This window comes from Methanosarcina sp. 1.H.A.2.2 (genome assembly GCF_000979975.1).
Taxonomy (GTDB): Archaea; Halobacteriota; Methanosarcinia; order Methanosarcinales; family Methanosarcinaceae; genus Methanosarcina.
The window spans coordinates 1-18,653 of record NZ_JJQL01000097.1 but is presented as its reverse complement, the minus strand read 5'-3'; the positions used below and the strand labels follow the sequence as shown (position 1 = coordinate 18,653).

16 protein-coding genes are annotated in these 18,653 nt (G+C 43.5%); 9 read left to right on the top strand and 7 right to left on the bottom strand.

The window, feature by feature from the left end; all coding sequences use genetic code 11:
• Positions 1-239: 239 nt before the first annotated feature.
• Positions 240-1,283: an AI-2E family transporter gene (locus tag EO93_RS15900; RefSeq protein ID WP_048163581.1), complete on the top strand. Its 1,044-nt coding sequence runs from the start codon at positions 240-242 to the stop codon at positions 1,281-1,283.
• A 107-nt stretch (positions 1,284-1,390) separates the two neighbouring features.
• Positions 1,391-2,137 (top strand): histidine phosphatase family protein, encoded by a 747-nt coding sequence (locus EO93_RS15895; RefSeq protein WP_048163579.1) that lies wholly within the window; start codon positions 1,391-1,393, stop codon positions 2,135-2,137.
• Positions 2,138-2,230: 93 nt separating this feature from the next.
• On the opposite strand, the gene EO93_RS15890 is transcribed toward EO93_RS15895, so the two are convergent.
• From EO93_RS15890 to EO93_RS16635, 3 genes are all read right to left on the bottom strand, one after another.
• On the bottom strand, positions 2,231-2,854 hold the full coding sequence (locus EO93_RS15890; RefSeq protein ID WP_200898136.1) for a SagB/ThcOx family dehydrogenase: 624 nt from the start codon (positions 2,852-2,854) through the stop codon (positions 2,231-2,233).
• 90 nt (positions 2,855-2,944) lie between these two features.
• Positions 2,945-3,220, bottom strand: coding sequence for a metal-sulfur cluster assembly factor (locus tag EO93_RS15885; protein ID WP_255350241.1), 276 nt, complete (start codon positions 3,218-3,220; stop codon positions 2,945-2,947).
• Positions 3,221-4,151: 931 nt separating this feature from the next.
• Positions 4,152-6,119 carry a PAS domain S-box protein gene (locus EO93_RS16635; protein ID WP_052735487.1) on the bottom strand — a complete coding sequence of 656 codons (1,968 nt, stop codon included), beginning with the start codon at positions 6,117-6,119 and terminating at the stop codon, positions 4,152-4,154.
• Between the two features lie 373 nt (positions 6,120-6,492).
• On the opposite strand from EO93_RS16635, the gene EO93_RS15875 reads away from it, so the two are divergent.
• Positions 6,493-6,723 carry a ferredoxin gene (locus EO93_RS15875; protein WP_048163575.1) on the top strand — a complete coding sequence of 77 codons (231 nt, stop codon included), beginning with the start codon at positions 6,493-6,495 and terminating at the stop codon, positions 6,721-6,723.
• A 192-nt stretch (positions 6,724-6,915) separates the two neighbouring features.
• Here EO93_RS15875 and EO93_RS15870 read toward each other — a convergent pair whose 3' ends face one another.
• A complete protein-coding gene (locus tag EO93_RS15870; protein WP_048163574.1) occupies positions 6,916-7,692 on the bottom strand; it encodes a winged helix-turn-helix domain-containing protein in 777 nt (258 codons plus the stop codon).
• A 401-nt stretch (positions 7,693-8,093) separates the two neighbouring features.
• Between EO93_RS15870 and EO93_RS15865 the strand changes: the two genes are divergently transcribed.
• Positions 8,094-8,294 (top strand): hypothetical protein, encoded by a 201-nt coding sequence (locus EO93_RS15865; protein WP_048134524.1) that lies wholly within the window; start codon positions 8,094-8,096, stop codon positions 8,292-8,294.
• A 139-nt stretch (positions 8,295-8,433) separates the two neighbouring features.
• Entirely contained in the window at positions 8,434-8,871 is a 438-nt protein-coding gene (locus EO93_RS15860) for a CoA-binding protein (protein ID WP_048163572.1), read from the top strand.
• A gap of 172 nt (positions 8,872-9,043) precedes the next feature.
• Here the strand turns inward: EO93_RS15860 and EO93_RS18025 are convergent, their stop codons facing one another.
• On the bottom strand, positions 9,044-11,017 hold the full coding sequence (locus tag EO93_RS18025) for a tetratricopeptide repeat protein (RefSeq protein WP_052735486.1): 1,974 nt from the start codon (positions 11,015-11,017) through the stop codon (positions 9,044-9,046).
• Positions 11,018-11,215: 198 nt separating this feature from the next.
• Here EO93_RS18025 and EO93_RS15850 point away from each other — a divergent pair, with 198 nt between their 5' ends.
• Complete coding sequence (locus EO93_RS15850) at positions 11,216-11,785, top strand: RDD family protein (protein ID WP_048133274.1); 570 nt, start codon at positions 11,216-11,218, stop codon at positions 11,783-11,785.
• 53 nt (positions 11,786-11,838) lie between these two features.
• Here the strand turns inward: EO93_RS15850 and EO93_RS15845 are convergent, their stop codons facing one another.
• Entirely contained in the window at positions 11,839-13,233 is a 1,395-nt protein-coding gene (locus EO93_RS15845) for a DUF2252 domain-containing protein (protein WP_235284308.1), read from the bottom strand.
• 216 nt (positions 13,234-13,449) lie between these two features.
• The gene (locus EO93_RS15840; RefSeq protein WP_200898135.1) at positions 13,450-14,886 is read right to left on the bottom strand and encodes a tetratricopeptide repeat protein; all 1,437 of its coding nucleotides are present in this window, start codon (positions 14,884-14,886) and stop codon (positions 13,450-13,452) included.
• Between the two features lie 255 nt (positions 14,887-15,141).
• On the opposite strand from EO93_RS15840, the gene EO93_RS15835 reads away from it, so the two are divergent.
• The 3 genes from EO93_RS15835 to EO93_RS15825 all read left to right on the top strand — a co-directional run bounded on the left by EO93_RS15835 (position 15,142) and on the right by EO93_RS15825 (position 18,275).
• A complete protein-coding gene (locus EO93_RS15835) occupies positions 15,142-15,942 on the top strand; it encodes a YbaY family lipoprotein (protein WP_162198715.1) in 801 nt (266 codons plus the stop codon).
• Positions 15,943-16,813: 871 nt separating this feature from the next.
• Positions 16,814-17,188 (top strand): response regulator, encoded by a 375-nt coding sequence (locus EO93_RS15830; protein WP_048133270.1) that lies wholly within the window; start codon positions 16,814-16,816, stop codon positions 17,186-17,188.
• Positions 17,189-17,228: 40 nt separating this feature from the next.
• Positions 17,229-18,275, top strand: a complete 1,047-nt coding sequence (locus EO93_RS15825; protein ID WP_156161360.1) for a PAS domain-containing protein — start codon at positions 17,229-17,231, stop codon at positions 18,273-18,275.
• Positions 18,276-18,653 lie beyond the last annotated feature (378 nt).

The following is an 18,653-nucleotide window of genomic DNA, read 5'->3' as shown; positions in this document are numbered from 1 at the left end:
CGCCTTTAATTGTCTAACCGCCTCTAATTGCCTCTAATTGCCTCTAATTGCCTCTAATTGCCTCTAATTGTCTGATTGTCTAACTGCCTCCCACTTCCCCTCACTGCCTCTAACTCTTCGTGGCAGGTTTCACTGCAGGCCCAGCTTTTGCAATTCCAAATTCAGGTTCAGGCCCGGGCTGGACAGGGAGGAACTCTTATGCTTATATAATTTTATAATACAAAATCAGATTATATCTGATGGAAAGGTATGTTAGAACGGCACTGGCTCTTCTCCTTATTATTATCCTGAGTGCAGTTATTATTTATGCAGTTCTTCCGTACATAGACTATTTTTTTGGAGGCTTTATTCTTTCTGTAATCTTCAAGCCCCTCTACCACTTTTTCCTGAAAAGAGCCCGGCTTAACAGGCAAATTGCGGCAGTTCTGGTAATATTAATTTCGATCTTCCTTATACTGATTCCCCTTTATTTTCTCATGAGTCTGGTTATCAGTGAAATCCAGCAGATTTTACTTGACCGGGAATCTATTATTATCTCTATTCAGTCCGAAAGTCAGCTTTTTAGCCATCTTTTTTCCAGAATTGATATCCCTTACGATATCCTCCAGACCGGACTGGATGAAAAAATAGTGGATCTGGTTTCGGAAGCCGCCAATTACCTGAGTATACTCATTCTGGGCTCGATTCAGAACATAAGCCAGCAGATAATTGGTTTCCTGATAATGTATTTTCTGCTTTATTATCTTTTAACAGGGGAAGATTCGGATTTTATGCAAAAAATCTTTGTGGCAATCCCTTTCAATAAAAAGAATACAGTTACTCTCCTGGACGAGTTCAGGAACATTGTCCGGACAACCCTGATAGCCAGCGGTGCCATTGCCCTGATCGAGGGTGGAATTCTGACCGCTTCCTTTATTGTTTTTGGAATCCAGGGAGCCTTTCTCTGGGGATCTATCGCAGCAATCCTGTCTTTCTTGCCCGTGGTCGGGACCCCTTTGATCTGGGTTCCTGCAATAATCATTCAGCTTCTCCAGCAGGACTATACTGCAGGCATAGGCATCCTTGTGACAGGAATTTTCATAACAATGGCAGACAACAGCCTCTTCAGGCCTGTAATCCAGAAAAAAGTAGGAGAAATTCATCCTTTCCAATCTTTGCTCGGGATTGTTATAGGAGTCTCCCTTTTCGGACTTGTAGGAATTATCATCGGTCCCCTTCTCCTGGCTTACTTTTACCTCACCGTAAAAATGTTTTCAGAAGAATACCTCTCGGATAAGGAGTGAGATGGATACTTTTATAGTCAACTCATCAATTATACTCATTCAACTTTAAAATTTAGAATTTTTTGTCTCAAAAAACAAGCATTAAGTCTTGGGATTGGAAGATCTGGATGAGTTACCTGATACTTGTACGACACGGGGAATCCGGCTGGAATGTTGACGGCAGGTTTGGAGGCTGGGTTGACGTCCCTCTGACCGGCAGGGGAATAGAAGAAGCCCTGCTCTGTGCTGCCGAACTTGAGGAGATTGGATTGGATCTTGCTTTTACTTCAAAGCTGGTCCGGGCGCAAGAAACCCTCTTTCTTATCCTTTCGAAGCAGAAGAAGATAGGGGTCTTTGTCCACGATGAAGCCGGGACAGGGAAAAGCAGGACCGAAAGAGGAAATGAAGCCGGGACGGACAAAAAAGAAAACCGGTATTCATATCCTCCGGAAACCGAAAAGAACCTTATCCCGATCTATTCCAGTGAAGCCTTAAACGAGCGCTATTACGGGATATTGCAGGGAAAGAAAAAGGACAAAATGAAAGAAAAATACGGGGACGAACAGATCCTTCACTGGTGCCGGAGCTTTGACGAAGGGCCTCCTGAAGGAGAGAGTCTCAAAGATATCTATAGGCGTGCAGTTCCCTATTTTGAAAAGGAGATCATCCCAGCTCTTCAGGAAGGAAAAAATGTAATAGTCTGTGCCCACCAGAACAGCTTGAGGGCGCTGATTAAGCATATCGAAGGAATTTCCAATGAAGACATCCGCAAAGTCAGACTGGCCAATTCAAGGCCCTTAATCTACACACTTTCCGGAGGCAGGCTGGTCAGGGAAAATGCTGAAATGGACCTGGCGGTGAAAAGGAACATCTGAGCTCTTTTTGAGCTCTCGCTGAGTTCTTTTTTCGGGTCCATCCTGATTTGCCTGTAGCCGGAAAAGCATTTGAAGGCAGTTTTTTCAGGTAGTTTATATGTAACCCAGGGGCAGGATATAGAGCGGATCTTCATTTGCGGGCATTTTAAGGACTTTTTTTACCTCCTCATCGTCAAAAGCTCCTACTGCACAGGTCCCGATTCCCAGTTCAACTCCAAGCAGGTATACGTTCTGGGCGGCATGCCCGGCTTCCATATGGGCGTATCTGAGGCCTCTTTTTCCGTATTTGCTTGTTATGCGCGGGTAGACTGCAGAGATAACAAGCGAAACAGGAGCTTTTTTTATCATACTCTCGGAAAGGGCGGCTTCAGAGAGCTTTGTCCTCATATCGCCAGGGATTTCCTGAATAAGGGAATGTTCTTCTGCAATGTACCTGTAGATCCCGGCTTCAAGTCCGCTGCCCTTCCCTATGACAATATGGACTTCAAGCGGGTAAAGTGCGCCTGCAGAAGGTACTGTCCTTAACCCCCCTTTTGAACTGATCCCCTGGGTTGCCCAGAGGAAACGAGATATTAGCGGCTCGGAAAGTTCTCTGTCGGCATATTCACGTAAGGACCTCCGTTTTGCAATAAGTTCCTCGATATGACTTTTGCCCGCAGCATCCGGTTCAGGCAGCTTGATCTTCATTGGCAGGTCGGTAAGACCCTGATTTCCCATATTTATTCCCCCACTTTTAATGCAAAGTTTTTAGTTCTTAATTTTTCAGTTCTTAATTTTTCAGTTCTTAATTTTTCAGTTCTTAATGTTTTATTTCGTTATCCTCTTCATTGTGTCTTCCGAAATCCTGTCCGGAGTCCAGGGAGGGTCCCAGACAAGCTCTACTTCGACTTCTTTTACCCCCTCGATTGCTTCTACCTTTCGTTTTACGTCCTCAGCAATAAGATCTCCCATGGGACATCCGGGCGTAGTCAAGGTCATCCTTATTCGTACCCGGTCTTCTTTTACCTCTATCCCATAAACAAGTCCGAGGTCAATAACGTTGATCGGAATTTCGGGGTCGTAGCAGCTCTTTAGAGCCTCAATAACTTCTTCTTTTGTAACGGTGGTACCATCCCCCTCAAAATGCAGATCTGCAGTAATTTTATGTTTCCCATTAAATAAAAAGGTGAATGGAATTAAATATATTTCCCAGAAACTTCAGAATGGGTTGTTTTCCGGTTTTAATATGCTTTCAGCAATGAAACTGTTCAAAAGCAGGTTGTCCGGAAACAGGGTATTTCAAAAGCAGGCTTGTTCAACTTAGAAACAGGCTTGTTCAGCCCAGAAATAGGCTTGTTCAAAAAAGGAGTTTTCAAAATAGCTCAACTGCACACCAGGGCCGGGTTTGTGGTGTGTAGATATAGTAGATGTGGTAGATATGGTAGATGCGGTGGTAGATAATATATTTGGGTGTTTATGGTACCCGGCCCTGCGAAGTGCAGTTTACGGTTCCAGACGTTGCGGTACTTTTTCAGTCTGTTTTGGTCTATTCGCATGAGTACTGATCTATGCCCCCCATCAGGGTTCACATAGTTAGGAACCAACGTGCTGGTGTGAGTTTTCTGTATCTACAGCTCACTAACTTATAATGTATTTCTCGTGGTTTTAACTCTCTCCAAACAGGATAATTTCGGAAGACTTATATACATGGAAAAATCTGAAGACTTCAGAGCCGTTCATATGAAAAAATTATTAACTTAAATCTTTTTTTGAGTTTCCCTTATATATCATTATCATACGGCTATATTCTCTTAAACATGGTAAAACCTCCGTAGAGGATAAACTTATATATTTGTTTTTCTAAAACCAAATTTATTACACCTGTAGTTTTTTCTGCTTGGAAAGGGAATAGGCTAATTTTTATCTCTTTTGTCCTCTGAGCGAGCGAAGAAGATTAAAAATAGATATATAATTTTGTTGCTTAAAATGCGGAGGAATCCATTATTTCTTTTGTTTGTTCTGTTTCTTTTGTTTCTTACTCCGCAAGCCTGGGACGTGCGAGGGCGATCAAGACTTCCTGTCCCCTCCATGATCCTCTACTGAATCTGGTTTCGGCAAAAATCTCTGTCCCTCCCCTGGCAACAAAGGGCACGCTGTACAGGGATGTTTTTCCTTCAAGGATTTCAGAAAAGTTTTTTGCGGCTTCAAGGACCCGGTTCTGGGGATGGAAGGAGAGGATATTCTTTCCAAGGAGTTCTTTTTCCGTATAAGAGAGGTATTTGCGGAAAGCAGGATTGGAGTGGACAATGCAGCCTTCATGGTTCACTATGAAAATAAAGTCCTTTATACTTTTAAAGAGCCCCTGGAAGTCGCTGCTGGTTTGCTGGAGTTCTGCTTTTTCCTTTAGCCTGCATATCTCGTTTCCGAGTTCAAGGGCAATTGTTTCAAGCTGTCTTCTGGAAGTTTCGGGAATTTCGTCTGCCTTATGGGAACTGAGCTGTATGACTGCGGCAAAGCGACCACCTGAGTATACAGGAATAAAAGCAGCAGCTCGAAGCTTTTCTTCAGATGGAGTCTCAAGAGATGCCATATTTTTAATCTCAAAATAGTGCCTGTAAACAGGTTTTCCTATCCTGAGCAGGTTTGCCAACCCCTGAACTTTCCCAAAACAGGCCGCCGCTTTCACAAAAGTAGGGGCCAATCCCCTGCAGGTCTTTAATTTCAGCTCGCCGCTGCCCTCGTCCATAAGATAGATACAGCCTGAATCCAGAGGCTTGACCTCAAGAGCCAGATCAAGGAGCTGCTTTAAGATTTCCTGAAGTTCATCTGTGGAAGCAAGGGCAATGCCGGTATTGCGGCGGAGACGCAGGAAGTCAGAACTTTGCCTTTTTTCAGTAACGTCAATAACTGTTCCGTACAGGTATTCGATATCCCCTTTTTCATCGGAATGTATAAACGTCTGTTCGTCCACCCAGCGGACCTCTCCGGAAGCTGTGAGAATCCTGTATTCCTGAAAAAAGTCTTTTCTGCCTTCCTTATAATTCCTGAACAGGTTATCCCTTACCTTTTCAATATCAAGGGGATGGATAATGTCTTCATATGTAAGTTCTCCTGAGGTAAAAGACCCTGCCGGATACCCGAAAAGGATTACGTTTTCAGTTATGAATTCCACAGGCCGTTTTTCCCGGGGGTTGCTCAGAAAAACAACTACAGGGCTGCTGCTTACAATTAACTCCAGGACTTTATTCACTTTTAGTGAGTTTGAGAGGTCTCTTTTTATCTTCTTTTGCTCGCTGATATCTCTTGCAACTATAAGAACCGTGTTTTTGCCCTCGTAATCCATTACACGGGCTTCCACTTCTACCGGGATAGAGGTGCCATCTTTTTTCAGATAGGTGGTCTCAAAGGCAATTTTCCCTTCCTGGTATATTTTCTTAACCTGCCTGGAAAACTGGTTTCCATACCTGGTATCGATGTTTGCGGGAGCAAGCTTACGGAGTTCTTCTCTACTGTACCCCAGGTTAGTACACGCCCCTTCGTTTGTTTCCAGGAATTTTCCGTTCCTGTCCAGGATAATTATAATATTGCTGCTTGAGTTAAGCAAAGAGCTGAATTTCTGCTCCTCCTGCTCCAGCTTTTCTGCAAGTTCTCTGCAAGTGGTAATGTCTGAAACAATCCCGAAATAACGGCTTATCCTGCCGTTTTTCCCGTACTGGATGAGAGTCCTGTCCTCAACCCGGCGTACGTTCCCGTTTTTAGTGAGGACCCTGTATTCCAGGGTGTAATCCTTAATTCCCCTTTCAGAGTTGCTTATAACCCCAAAATTAAAAGCTTCAAGGTCTTCAGGGTGAACTATGTCAGCATATAGAATTTTTCCCGCCTTAAAATCAGCAGGCTCATACCCGAGCCCTGAAATGTTTGTAGAAGCAAACTCTACCGGAAAGCCAGCTTCGGCTTTTCTTATGAAAATTACCGGTGGAATACTTTCGAGGAATATTTTCAATTCTTCTTTAGATTCAAAAAAGTCAGGCAGCTCCTTTTCAGGCAGTTCCTTACCTGCGAACTTACTATGAGGGCTTTTTTCCGTAATGCTGATCCCCTGTTAAAATTAATATACGCTGATACCTGTATCTCTGATTTATTTCTAAAACTGTTTATTATAACATATAAGTTTATTAATTAAACTTTCTTTTTCATCACAGGAAAAGATGTATAAAAGGCAATTTAGTTGAAGGGCAATGTAGTTGAACATCAGGAATATAGTTGAACCTATGGTCGAAATAGAGGCTTGAAAGGGTGTTTTGAATGTTAAATTATATATAAAAATCCTCTTAATTACTCTTATTGTGAAATAAACACAATAGGGGGAGTAAAATATGGCTGATAAGACAGATAAAGTTGCGGAAAATATTCCCGGACCTTATTATGTAGATTATGAATGTATCGCATGCAACTTATGTGTGGATACATCGCCAGAGAACTTTAAAATGACTGACGATGACTCTAACGCTTATGTATATAAACAGCCGGATACTGATGAGGAAAAGGAAGCCTGTAAGGAGGCATTGGAAAGCTGCCCGGTTGAAGCAATAGGAAACGACGGCTAAAATGGCCTGTTCGATTTAAGCCGAATTACTTAATTTTTATCGGTATATCTATTTTTTATTTTGAGCAATTTCCCTATCTACTTACAGCTTTTCTCCCGTTTTTCTCCCGTTTTTCTCCCGTTTTTCTCCCGTTTTTATGCAGCTGTTTTTTACAGATTTTTTACAGGTTTTTTACAGCTTTTATTATATCCATTATTCTATCAACCCGATTTCGGAATAGATTCTGGAGAGCCCCTGAAGGGTGGAATACCCTTTTCTTGTGATGATATAGTCCCCGCGTTCACTCCGCTGTAAAACCATGCCCGTATCAAGCAGTTTCTGCAGGTGGAAGAGCAGGTTTCCGCCGCGAAGCCCTGTGAGTTTCGAAAGCTCTGAGAAGGTCTTGCTTTCCCCTGAAAGTGCCTTTAGCATCAAAAGCCTCTGTTTATTTGCTACAGGCTCACAGACCTCAGAGACTATCCTTTCAGGCTCGATTGCACTTATATCGCCTTTTTCGTCTTTTTCTTCCCTGTCTTCATAGATCTGAAGGGAGCGCATAAGTTTTACCTGTTTATCAAAAAGATTGCTGGCTTCTGAAAAGCACCTGCTGCATTGAGGGGTTTTTGCTTCCTTCTTTAATTCTTCAAGCTTGTCCCTGTACATCCTGACAGTTCCCGCCTCGACCCTTCCTCTGCCAACAAGCCCTGCAGTTTCCTGTAAAAGGTCTTTAAACGCCGTTTCACAGAGTTCCCGCGTCTTACAGTTCCTGGTCATCTGGCTGTGCATCCTCTCGTTTGCGTCCTCGCAGAGGTAGTCTACCATGGGCTTCATGAAGTTCTTCCTCATCTCTCCCAGCATCCCTTCAATGTGCTGCTGGTTTGCCCTCTGCAAAAACCGTGAGAACTCATTCCGAAGAGAAGTTACCTCTTCCCTGATGGAGTGCAGTTCCTCTTTGTAGTAGACGTCAGTATCTCCGCTCGCAGTTTCCATTCTTATCAGCCTCTATACCTATTGAAAAACCGGATTGCGTTATATTAAAGGTAAATTATTTAAGGTTAGTCTAATTAACGATCATTTATATTAACGACCCCTCATCTTTATTACCAGCGTGTTATTTTTATTGACCGTGCATTATTTTTTGAGCCTGTCCCAAAACTCAAAATTTGCTTCTTTATATCTCTTATTTTAAGTGGCCAATCGAGCTTCTACTTATGAAAGTAAGCCTGAATAATTTTGGTATTGGGATTAAAACTGGGTTTTGGGATGAGTTCTTTAGTAATCGCAGATCATTTTTATTAAGGGTCATTTTTCTGTACTATCTGAAATTTGTACATAATTATAACGCTCAAGTATATAAATATATACAGCTTTTTAGAGTCCGGTGATAATGAATGGAATTACAGGACATAAACAACTTCGTACAGACTGCTAATGAAGAACAGCTCAAAGCCTTCGGCTTCCTTGGCCAGTGGATGATGGAAAACGGACCAAAGTACTGCACCTGTCCCTCAAAGTGCAACCAGAACTGCGAGCTTGCAAAGGCACTCGGTGGAGCTCTTCAGGCTGCCGGGCAGAGGCTTCAGGGCCAGTAATTGAAAGAGTAAGCAGAATTCCTACTTGAGTTCTACTGCCCCTTCATATTTTCTTCTGTTACAACACATTTATTGCCTGAATGACAGATTTTAATGTATAAATCAAATTATGAAACTATGAAACAAGGGGGAATTTAATATGGAACCAACAGCTTCAGATTGGATTAACTTCTGGGATGCAAACAGTTTTGCAGTGATTACCGACAATACAAAGCCAGCCATGAAATGGGCTGCTTCGGAACTCAAAAAGCAGGGCAAAAAAGTCTATGTCGTTGACCTCTCCGAAAAACCCGACCCCGGCTCCCTGAAAAGCGTTTCCGAACTTCCGACCGGCCTCGACCGTGCCATCATCGGCATAACAAAATCCGAACCCGGAGACCTGATCCCTGTCCTTAAAGAAAAAGGCACCAAAAAAGCCTGGATCCACTGGAAAACCGAAACCGAAAAAGCCCTCAGTGCCTGCAGAGATGAAGAACTCGAATACCTGGCAGGCCGCTGCCCCATGATGTATCTCGGAAGCGGATTAAGTATACACGGCCTGCACAGAACGATTGCGAAGATGACGGGGAAGTATTGAATAAAGGATGGGTTTTATTCGCTATTCAAAACCTTTTTGTGTTCACTGTTTCAAACCCCGGTCCCTATCCCCGTTCGCGCAGTGAACGGCTTTTTCCAAAAGCAAATCCAAGCAGAAATATTTGCATGTCGGATCATATTAACGCCAGCAATTGAATACTGTGAAGCAAATTTCACTTTTCTTTCATTTTCTCCTTAAGAGCCTGAATATTTTGTTCAGTAATCTTGAAGTATGGATGAGCAGGACCAAGTTTACTTTCAACTATTTCAAGTGCCCGGTTATAAAGTGGTAGTGCTTTTTCGTGCTCTCCCATGTTCTCATAGAGTAATGCGAGATTGTTTAGCGTGTTGGCAACTGATGGGTGTTCCGGTCCCAGCACCTTTTCACGGGTGTCAAGTGCCCGGTTATAAAGTGGTAGTGCTTTTTCGTACTCTCCCATGCTCCTATAGAGTGCTGCGAGATTGTTTAGCGTAGTGGCAACTAATGGGTGTTCTGGTCCCAGCACCTTTTCATAGATTTCAAGTGCCCGCTTATAAAGTGGGAGTGTTTTTTCGTATTCTCCCATGCTATCATAGAGTAATGCGAGATTGTTTAGCATGGTAGCAACATCAGTGTGTTCCGGTCCCAGATTAACTTCAAGTATTTGTTTCATTTCTTCATACATCGGAGAAATAAATTTCCAGAATGCGGCTCTGTAAAAAGGATCTGAAACTGAGATAAACCAGTTGAATAATTCTTCTGCTTCTAGAGCTTCTTTTGCGTGGTAGAAGGCTTCGGTAAGGGCGTTTTCGTGTTCGGAGGTTATGGATTTGATGTCGAGGTCTTTTATTTTGTCGCTGTAATAGTCACACATGAAAATGTGACCCTCTTTTTTTAGTTCCTGGTCCTGATGTTCCTGCAAGCTTTTTCTCATTAGTGGATGCAATTGCAGTTTTCCTTCCGTTTCCTGGACAAAAGAGAATCTTCTTAATTCCGAATAAGCTGTGAGTGGATAACCTGTCTTGAAATTATCAATTAAAACCCTGAAGATATCTTTATTCCAGAAACGCGGAGTTGAAAGAACTTTTAGGGTTTCCTGTTCGGGGCCTCTCAGGTATTTCATAAATCTGTCAAAGATTTCACTACGGGTTCTGGAAAAATCATCAGGTTTTGGAGATCTGGTCTTTGCGATTTCATTGTATGTGTCCACTGCAAGTTCGAGGTAATAAGGAACACCTTCACTGCCTTCGAGAATCACTTTTTGAATATCTTCTTCTTCAATTCCGCAAAGATTCAGGAAATTAAAAGCATCTTTATCAGGAAGTATTCCAAGATGATGTTGTTCAAGATAATTATTCCAGTCCTGATCTGCTTCTTCCCAGCGGAGTCCCTCCCTTCCGCAGATCACCCACAGGGATGATTCTGGCAGGTTTGCTATAAGTTGCCTGATCCATTCATCTCTCGAATTAAAACTTCCCTGCCCTCTTTCCTTTTCCCAGAGAGCTTCATAGCTGTCTATGAAGAAAACTGCTGACTTTGAGGTTCTTTGCAGGTGATCAGCCAGGTCCTGTGCAAAGAAAACAGGAAGCTTTTTTTCAATATCCGGAGCTTCCATTTCGGGCAGTCTTGCGAGTTCCTCTTTTCTCCTTAAAGACCAATCTCTAAAACGACCAGGGGTTCTTTCCACAACTCTTTTGATGTTGCTGTAATTTATCGAGACAAAACCGCCAAATGTATCAAAGAGGTCCGTTACAATGCTGTCTTCGGAGTATCCGTCTTTTGAAAGAGGGATCTGGGGATTGACTTTTCGCCAGTATGCGGCATTTGCGATATCGAATAAATGGAAGTTTACGCCGTTTTTTTCCTGCAGCTGGTTTTTCAGGATCCCAAGAAACTTATCTGACTGCCTGTGGGACTCTATGCTGAAATCGACTGAAGCCCATATAACGCCTGTATTTTGATAGGATTCATTATATTCTTCAAGCAGTTTGGGGAGTTCTTTTCGTAAACTTGTCTTGCCGATCCCGCCAACTCCATAGTAAACCAGGACGCTGTAGTCTTTTTCCCCAAGATTTTGAAACGTTTTTTCAAATGCTTTGATGAATTCTTTTCTGTCAACAAACGGTCTCTCTTTTTCCTCAATTAAAGGTGTAGGACAAACTGCCAATCAATTCCTCCGAAACTCAGTTCCTGGTCAACCTAATTTCCAATATTTGAGTGTGTTTTGGACTTGCCCTATATTACACTGCTGAAATATTTCGATTCCAAAACTCGAAAAGCCCTTTCCAAAACTCGACCAAAAACTTTTTAAGTTTTCCCAGAGGGATATATTTAATAGCATTAAAATATTGTACATGACGGGGGAATGGTTAATACGGAAAACGTTAACATTACCGGTGAGAGCGGTAAGTGTTTTGAATCGATCAATGAGTCCAAAACAGTTGAAAAAGTTGACTTAACTGAAGTATGGAAAAGATGTGCAGCTTATATACTTGACATCTTTATCGTAAATCTGTTTGCTTTTCTTATCCTGATTGCAGCTACGTTAACTATCAGTCCTCTGGCTGATATATATGGTATCGCGTTTGCAAACCTGGCACTTTTCGCTTATTTTGTTTACTTTGAAAGTTCAGCAGGGCAGGCAACACCCGGAAAAAAGTGGATGAATCTTAAAGTGGTGGACCTTGAGGGGAGGAGGATCTCTTTCGTGAGGGCATTTTTCAGGTACGTTGCAAGAGGAATGCCGGCTCTTGTCCTGGTAGTCGTAGATGTAGCCGCTAATGGAGTGGGAATAGTTAACGCGCATCTGGTCTGGTACTTCTTCATACCTTTCGTGACATATATCCCGATCCTTTTTATGGACGATGGGATGGGTGTTCACGATATACTGGCATGTACGGTTGTTGTGAAAGGCTCAGCCGGAAATAAGGAGTAATTCAAAGAATAATTCTTTCGCTCTATCTTTTTCGATAGATTTTTCCTTTTTTTTCATATGCCTTTTTCAGCTGTAATGCGGCCGGACTTTACCGCCTCTTTCAGTGCTTGATAATCTCTTTCTGTCTGGTCGGCGTAAGCTACAGCAAAATCGGTTACGGCCTCGCAAAAAGTGTCACTCTTGCCAATATATCCCGAAATGGAGGCTGCATCCCCGGTCCTGGCGTGAGCCCGGGCGAGGCACACGCTGCACACCTTGAGATATGTTTCCAGGCCGGCTTCGTCCAGAGAATTCACGTCAAACGAGCCCTTCATATCTTTCAACTGACGCCAGTAGTACTGGATTCCGGTCGCCGGGTCCTCGATCCATCCCAGAAAAATATCACTGGCAGCCTGCATCAGCTTCTGTCCAACCACCACGCGCCGTGCCTGGCTGGCATAATCCTTCTTTTCGACATAGAGTTCCAGGACCGAGGGGCCGGCCTCTTTCAGTTGCAGTATCAGAGCTTCATCTTTTTCAGTTCCTTCGAGAAGAAATATAATGCAGCGCGTCCCAATGCTTCCAATGCCGCCGACCCGCAAAGCCCCGTCAGAGATCCGAAAGTGTGAAACGAGGTGGTGCCGTTCCTCGGGCAGTGTGTTCACAAAATCCTGGTACAGCTTTTTAACATACTGCTCTGTCATTTCGGCTTTTCGTTCTTCGGGCAGGATCTCACTCAGGCGCGCAAGGAGCGGAGGATCATTGCGAATTCGCCTCCTACCGTCGACCACCTCGGTGAGCTTTTCTATTGCATGCTCCCACGTACTCTCACGTGCTTTCTTGACTACTTTTTGAGCACTTTTCCCAGCCTTCCTGGAGGATTTCTCAAAGACCTCAAGGACCTTCTCCACCTCTACGTTGTAATACCACACGTCCAGAAAGGCAGACTGGGCAAAACGTACCATGGCCCTGCGATAGTATCTGCTGACAACCATTGCCAGTTTCCGGTTCACATCATCTTCAAATCCGTTTTCCCTTCCTGCGACCACCGCACTGGCAGCCAGGCGCTTGAGGTCCCATTCCCAGGGGCCGGGATAGGTCTCATCAAAATCGTTAATGTCGAAGACCAGCTTGCGCTCCGGGGTGGCGAAAATTCCGAAGTTTAACAGGTGCGCATCCCCGCAGAGCTGCACCTGCAGCCCGGTCACCGGGGTTGTGGCCAGGTCGGAAGCCATCACAACAGCCGAACCTCGCATGAAGGTAAAGGGTGACTCCAGCATGCGGCCGTATTTGATGGGCAAAAGGTGTTTCAGACGGTTCTTGTCCTGTTCCTGAAGCAGGAGGATCGGGTCGGATCGAGAAGGGTCAGGTACCCAGATCCCGTGGTTTCTGCGGGGTACATTTTTTCTCAGGGCCCTGCCCCTGTCCTGAAGATCTCGGATAGTAGTCATCCTTTGATTTTCTGACACCTCTAATCCCCCTGAATCATCTGGCTACCTTTTTTCGAACTCGTTTTTCGATTACATCAATAATTATTATATATATTCGCCAATATAAAAACGGCTGTGCCAGGATCCGGGGGAACGACCGAGATCTGTAATTAATTTTTCTCTGTAATATTAACCGATTGAAGACAGACTAATTAACCGATTGAAGATAGACTACCTGCGAGCGTTGAATAATTCTTATTTCCGCCAGCTCCTCTCCATTTTTTCATACAGGCCCAGTAAATTATTTCGCGTGATCTTGAAGTAGGGGTGGTCGGGTCCGTATTCTTTTTCTATTATGTCAAGGGCTTTTTCGTAAAGGTCGATTGCGGTTTCGTATTCGCCCATACTTTCGTGAAGGCCTGCGAGGTTGTTCAGGGTCGTTCCAACATCTGGGTGGGTTGGGCCGAGTGTGTTTTCATAGATCTTGAGGGCTCGTGTGTAGAGGGGGAGGGCATTTTTGTGCTGGCCGAGGATCCTGTGCAGTTCGCCAAGATTATTTAAGGTCTTGGCAACCTCGGGATTGTCCGGCCCAAGGACACGCTCACGGATTTCAAGGGCTCGCGTGTAAAGTTCAAGGGCTTTTTCATGACGGCCTTTCTGGACATAGACGCCTGCAAGGTTGTTCAGGGTCGTAGCAAAGCCGGCGTGTTCGGTTTTTCCCAGTTTTTCCATGATCTCCAGAGAGCGCGTATAAAGAATCAGGGCTTTTTCATACCTTGTTGTCTGGAAATAAAGCAGGGCAAGGTTGTTTAAGGTCTGGGCTATCTGCGGGTGTTCTTTTCCGTATACCTTTTCCTGAAGTTTCAGAGCCTGCCCGTATCTTTCCTCGGCTTCCTCAAGTTTTCCCATTTCCGAGAGCAGGACTCCAAGATTGTTCAGGGTGCCGGCAGTATAAGCCATGACTTTTTTATTCTCGGGCTCCTTTTCCGCAAGTTTTTCAAGCAGCCCGAGGGCACGGATGAAAAGTTCTTCCGCTTTTTCCGGCCTTTCTATTCCCTTATAATAAAAAGCCATCCTGTTAAGTGTCCTGACAGCTCCCGTATTCTCCGGACTCAGAAACTTTTCCTGAATTTCAAGAGCCCGGTTATAATACAGAAGGGCTTCTTCCTGCCTGTCCATAACATAGTAGAGAATTCCAAGTTCACTGAGCGTATCGCCGGTCTCAGGTTGCTCCGGACCTGAAGTTTTTTCACGGATGCTGAGTGCTCTTGAAAATAACTTCAGGGCTTCTTCGTGCTTTCCCATGTAACGATAAATCCCTGCAAGCCCGTTCAACACAGCTGCAGTTCCGGGATCTTCCGGCCCCAGTTCCCTTTCCGCAGTATCAAGCAGCTCTTCATACATGGGTAAAAGTATTTGCCAGGTTGCAGACCTGTAGAAGGGCTCAGCCAGGGAGGTAAACCACTCCACAAGTTCCTCAGGTCCCATTACCTCTTTTGCATATCTGAAAGCCTCCTGCAGTGCGACCTCATCGTCGGAGGTGACCAGTTCAGGGTCCAGGTTCTTTAGCTGCTTCTCGTAGCGCTCAAACAGAGCCCGTTTCTCATCTTCCCGCTTTTTGTTTTTCTCATCAGCTCTACTTGCGGCTGAAATTTCCTCTTTATCAGAGCCATTTGTCGAATTAATCGTCATTTAACCCTCCTGAACGAAAAAACAGGATAATAAAGATCCTAAATCTAAATATTTCAAAGTCTTCCTATATTACACTATCATAAGCACAAAAGCAGCATCCATTACAATTATCAAAGTTCAGTCCTGATAACTTCGAATTGAGTTGAAGCTAAAGTAAAAATTATATCTAATGTAGAAGACCAGGCGTTTACAATAAGAAGGAGTAACATGAAAACGAAAACTTTGAAAAAACTACTGAGTTTCTCTTTAATTTTGATGATACTGCCGTTAAGCGGGTGTATTGACAACAGTGGGAAGAATGTAACCTCTTCGGAAAATGAATCCCTGGTCAAAGGTGGGGATGTGCAGGAGCAGGAGCAGGCTTCCGAAGGCTCATATGTAGCCGGAAAGGCATCTGTCGAGAAAGTGATGATAATCATGACCCGTTCGATCCCTCCTCAGGTAAAGGTTGTGGCTTCCGGGATGCTTGGAGGGAGCTGCGAGAATATCGACAGTGAAAACATTACCATTATAAGGGAAGGGAACCTGTTCCTTGTGGATCTGCCCACGCTTATCCAGAACGGTGTGCCCTGTACCCTTAACCTGGTCCCCTTTGAAGAATACGTTCCAATAGACATCGAAGGGCTTGAGCCCGGGGAGTACACGGTCTCGGTCAACGGGATAAACGCAAGCTTCGTGCTGGGGGACTATTCCACTCCTTCCAAAACCTACGGGACTATTCAGGGAAATATCCTTTTTGAGAGTCAGAAAGCACCTGTTGAGGACGCAACTGTCTACATCCGGCTTGACGACGTCAGCCTTGCAGACGCTCCTTCAACCGTGATTGCCGAAACCTCAATTGAAGGCGTGTCCGTGGGGCGTGAGGGGAATAATTCTATACCATTCACCATGGGTTTCCCGGAACTCGCTGGTAACAGGAGTTATTCCCTCCGTGTTCATGTAGACGTTGACGGAGACGGCAAAGTCTCAAAAGGAGATTACATTACAACGTGGCACAATGGGGTGCCTGCAGGCCAAGAAGAGGTCCAGCTGGACGTGACGGTAAGCTCGGTGTGATACTAAACTAAGGCAGCAAGTTTCAATAAGCTGCAAAATGCCCCAGTTTTAACTTTTCTCATTACTTTTTTATTTTTACTTTTATTTTACTCAATTAGGTTTAACAAACTTAATATATTTTACATTTAGATCCCCTTTCAAAAATAAGGTGATTTTTGCAACAACGATTAAACTTATTGAATCTGCCGTAGGTCATAATTACAGATACCCCACAGTCCCATTTTGGAGGAGATGCGGGGGTATTCAGGTATGGCCTGACATATAACCTGACATATAACCTGACACCTGAAGAAACGGCCGCTGTCTCGGACCATTATCCTGTGTATGCAGAGTTTTCGCCGGTTACGAAGGGAAATGACAGGAAAATATTAGAGGAATATTCTCCGGTTATTCTCCTGTTTTCTGGGAAACATCATTTTTTTAAGAAAAGGTATTTCATATATCTACCGATTAGGTTTTTTCTTGACAATAAACAAAGTTTTTATATGTATTGAGCACAATTACTTTTTAACTTTTAAACTTAGTAAATTCCATTGTATTTGGGGAAAACGATTAAGGTATTTAACTTACTGTCTTAACTTACTGTCTTAACTTACTGTCTTAACTTACTGTCTGGTAAGTTTTTCGAATTGGGGAAAACGATAGGGTACTTGATGCAATTGTTTAACTGAGTCTGCCAAAAATACTCGTTACTTTTAGCTCTGGCGTCTTAATGGATATAATTCGTAATATGGATGCACGAGTCTGTATATGGGCTGGTAGAAACATCTACTGCGTATATCAGTTCAGGGTTTGGAACAATAGTCTATTTGCCAGAAGCATCTGTATTTTGCCAGGTCTCTTTATATATGCAGATTGAGGGGTCATGGAAATGAAAAGTATACTTGTAGTTGAGGATAGTCCTGCAATTATGGAACTTATCAGGTTCCTTCTTACTACTTTTGGCTATGAGAGTAGAGAAGCCATAGATGGGTTTGAAGCTCTCAAAATTGTTAAAGAAAACAGGTTCGATCTCATACTTCTTGACACACAGCTGCCAGGATTTGACGGGTTTGAAGTCCTTAAAGAGATCAAAAAGATCCCTGAAATCCGGAGGACGCCTGTAATTGCCCTTACAGCTCATGCCATGCAGGGAGATGAAGCCAGGTTCTTAAAGGCAGGATGCAGCGGATATGTATCAAAGCCCATTGACATCGGCAGATTCAAATCAATATTAGATACATGCACAGGTTGCCAGGTATTGTAAGGAGTTTACACAGGTTCTGGTCCTTTAAGGGGGATGATGGATGGAAAATATTTCAAAGTCGCCGTTCACAAAAAGGTCTAACGAACTCATGCTTATTCTGGTCCTGGGTTTTATATTTACATTGGCAGCTTCTAGCTATAATCTTTTTGAATCTGTCGTATTGTTTGTTGAAAATTACATTCATGAGGGAATGGGACTCCTGCTCATTCTTTCGATATATACCTCGTTTGGACTGGGAATATTTTCTCTCCGAAGATGGATGGAACTCGAAAGTACCCTCACACTTTACAGGGAAGCAGAAGACGGTCTCAGGGAAAAAGATGTGATGTACAGGGCTCTATTTGAGCAGTCCAATGACGCTGTTATTATTTCGGATGGAAAAAAGGTTCTGGATATCAATAAAAAAGGTTGTGAAACTTTCGGTTTCGGGCAGAGGCGCCCACGTAATATTTCTCTACTGTCCTTCATTCCTTCTGAGTATCTTCCTGAACTTCAACAGGCACTTAAGGAAACCTTCAAGAAGGATTCTTCTCACTTTGAAATGAGGCACCAGAAACCTGACGGGGAAATTATTGATATCGAAGTTAGCCTGTCCCTTATCGACAGAAAAAACAATATTGTTCAGATTGTAGCTCAGGATATTACCAGCCTGAAAAATGCAGAAAGATGGGAGCATGAGAACCGGAAAAGGCTCAAAACCGTCCTTGACAATACACTTTGCGGTATCCTGCTGATCGAAGCTTCCTCCAGAAAAATTGTGGATGTAAACCAGGTTGCACTGAAAACTACGGGTTATTCTGAAAAGGAAATTATAGGAATGGTCTGCCACCAGTTAGTCTGCCAGGGCGGGGAAGAAGGATGCACTGACCTTTCTCTGGACCCGGCTGGAGACCTCTCGGAGGATTTTCTTTTCAAAGCCAGAGGAAAGCCCATACCAATCCTCAGAAATGTTGTGCCTGTCTCAATAGGAGGAAACGGTTATTTTGTTGAAAGTTTCATTGACCTCTCAGAACGTAAAAAGGCTGAAGAAGAATTTCTGCAGGCAAAGCTTGCAGCTACCGAAGAAAATAATATCCACGAAATTTGATTTTTGAGCCTGACGGGTCAGACTTTCCATAGATGATGAAAAGGATTGCAGTCTCGTCTACGGGGCATTTGACCCCATCGTCGAGCCGGTTGAAAAGCAAGTGTTGATTCAGCTCTTGACTCTTTAAAAGAAAAGATGGGAACAGAGGATCTGAAGGTTCTCTCCGTGTGGATAGACAGGAGTCGACAGCTAAACTTATGACCTCTATGATGGAAAATTATGGTTAATTTGACTGAAAAGGAGGATGAGTTGCTTTATAGCAAAGCTTGTTTTATAAAAACTTGTATGAATACAACTCAATTAGGGCCTAACTGGATTATTTATTTTTAAAATTATTTTTTAAATAAAAAAACTTGAGTTCTATATATCCAATTAGCT

Excerpts from the sequence above, each read along its gene's own strand:
- EO93_RS15900 (WP_048163581.1), top strand. The coding sequence starts at position 240 with ATGGAAAGGTATGTTAGAACGGCACTGGCTCTTCTCCTTATTATTATC.
- EO93_RS15895 (WP_048163579.1), top strand. The coding sequence starts at position 1,391 with ATGAGTTACCTGATACTTGTACGACACGGGGAATCCGGCTGGAATGTT.
- EO93_RS15890 (WP_200898136.1), bottom strand. The coding sequence starts at position 2,854 with ATGGGAAATCAGGGTCTTACCGACCTGCCAATGAAGATCAAGCTGCCT.
- EO93_RS15875 (WP_048163575.1), top strand. The coding sequence starts at position 6,493 with ATGGCTGATAAGACAGATAAAGTTGCGGAAAATATTCCCGGACCTTAT.
- EO93_RS15870 (WP_048163574.1), bottom strand. The coding sequence starts at position 7,692 with ATGGAAACTGCGAGCGGAGATACTGACGTCTACTACAAAGAGGAACTG.
- EO93_RS15865 (WP_048134524.1), top strand. The coding sequence starts at position 8,094 with ATGGAATTACAGGACATAAACAACTTCGTACAGACTGCTAATGAAGAA.
- EO93_RS15860 (WP_048163572.1), top strand. The coding sequence starts at position 8,434 with ATGGAACCAACAGCTTCAGATTGGATTAACTTCTGGGATGCAAACAGT.
- EO93_RS15850 (WP_048133274.1), top strand. The coding sequence starts at position 11,216 with ATGGTTAATACGGAAAACGTTAACATTACCGGTGAGAGCGGTAAGTGT.
- EO93_RS15840 (WP_200898135.1), bottom strand. The coding sequence starts at position 14,886 with ATGACGATTAATTCGACAAATGGCTCTGATAAAGAGGAAATTTCAGCC.
- EO93_RS15835 (WP_162198715.1), top strand. The coding sequence starts at position 15,142 with ATGATACTGCCGTTAAGCGGGTGTATTGACAACAGTGGGAAGAATGTA.
- EO93_RS15830 (WP_048133270.1), top strand. The coding sequence starts at position 16,814 with ATGAAAAGTATACTTGTAGTTGAGGATAGTCCTGCAATTATGGAACTT.
- EO93_RS15825 (WP_156161360.1), top strand. The coding sequence starts at position 17,229 with ATGGAAAATATTTCAAAGTCGCCGTTCACAAAAAGGTCTAACGAACTC.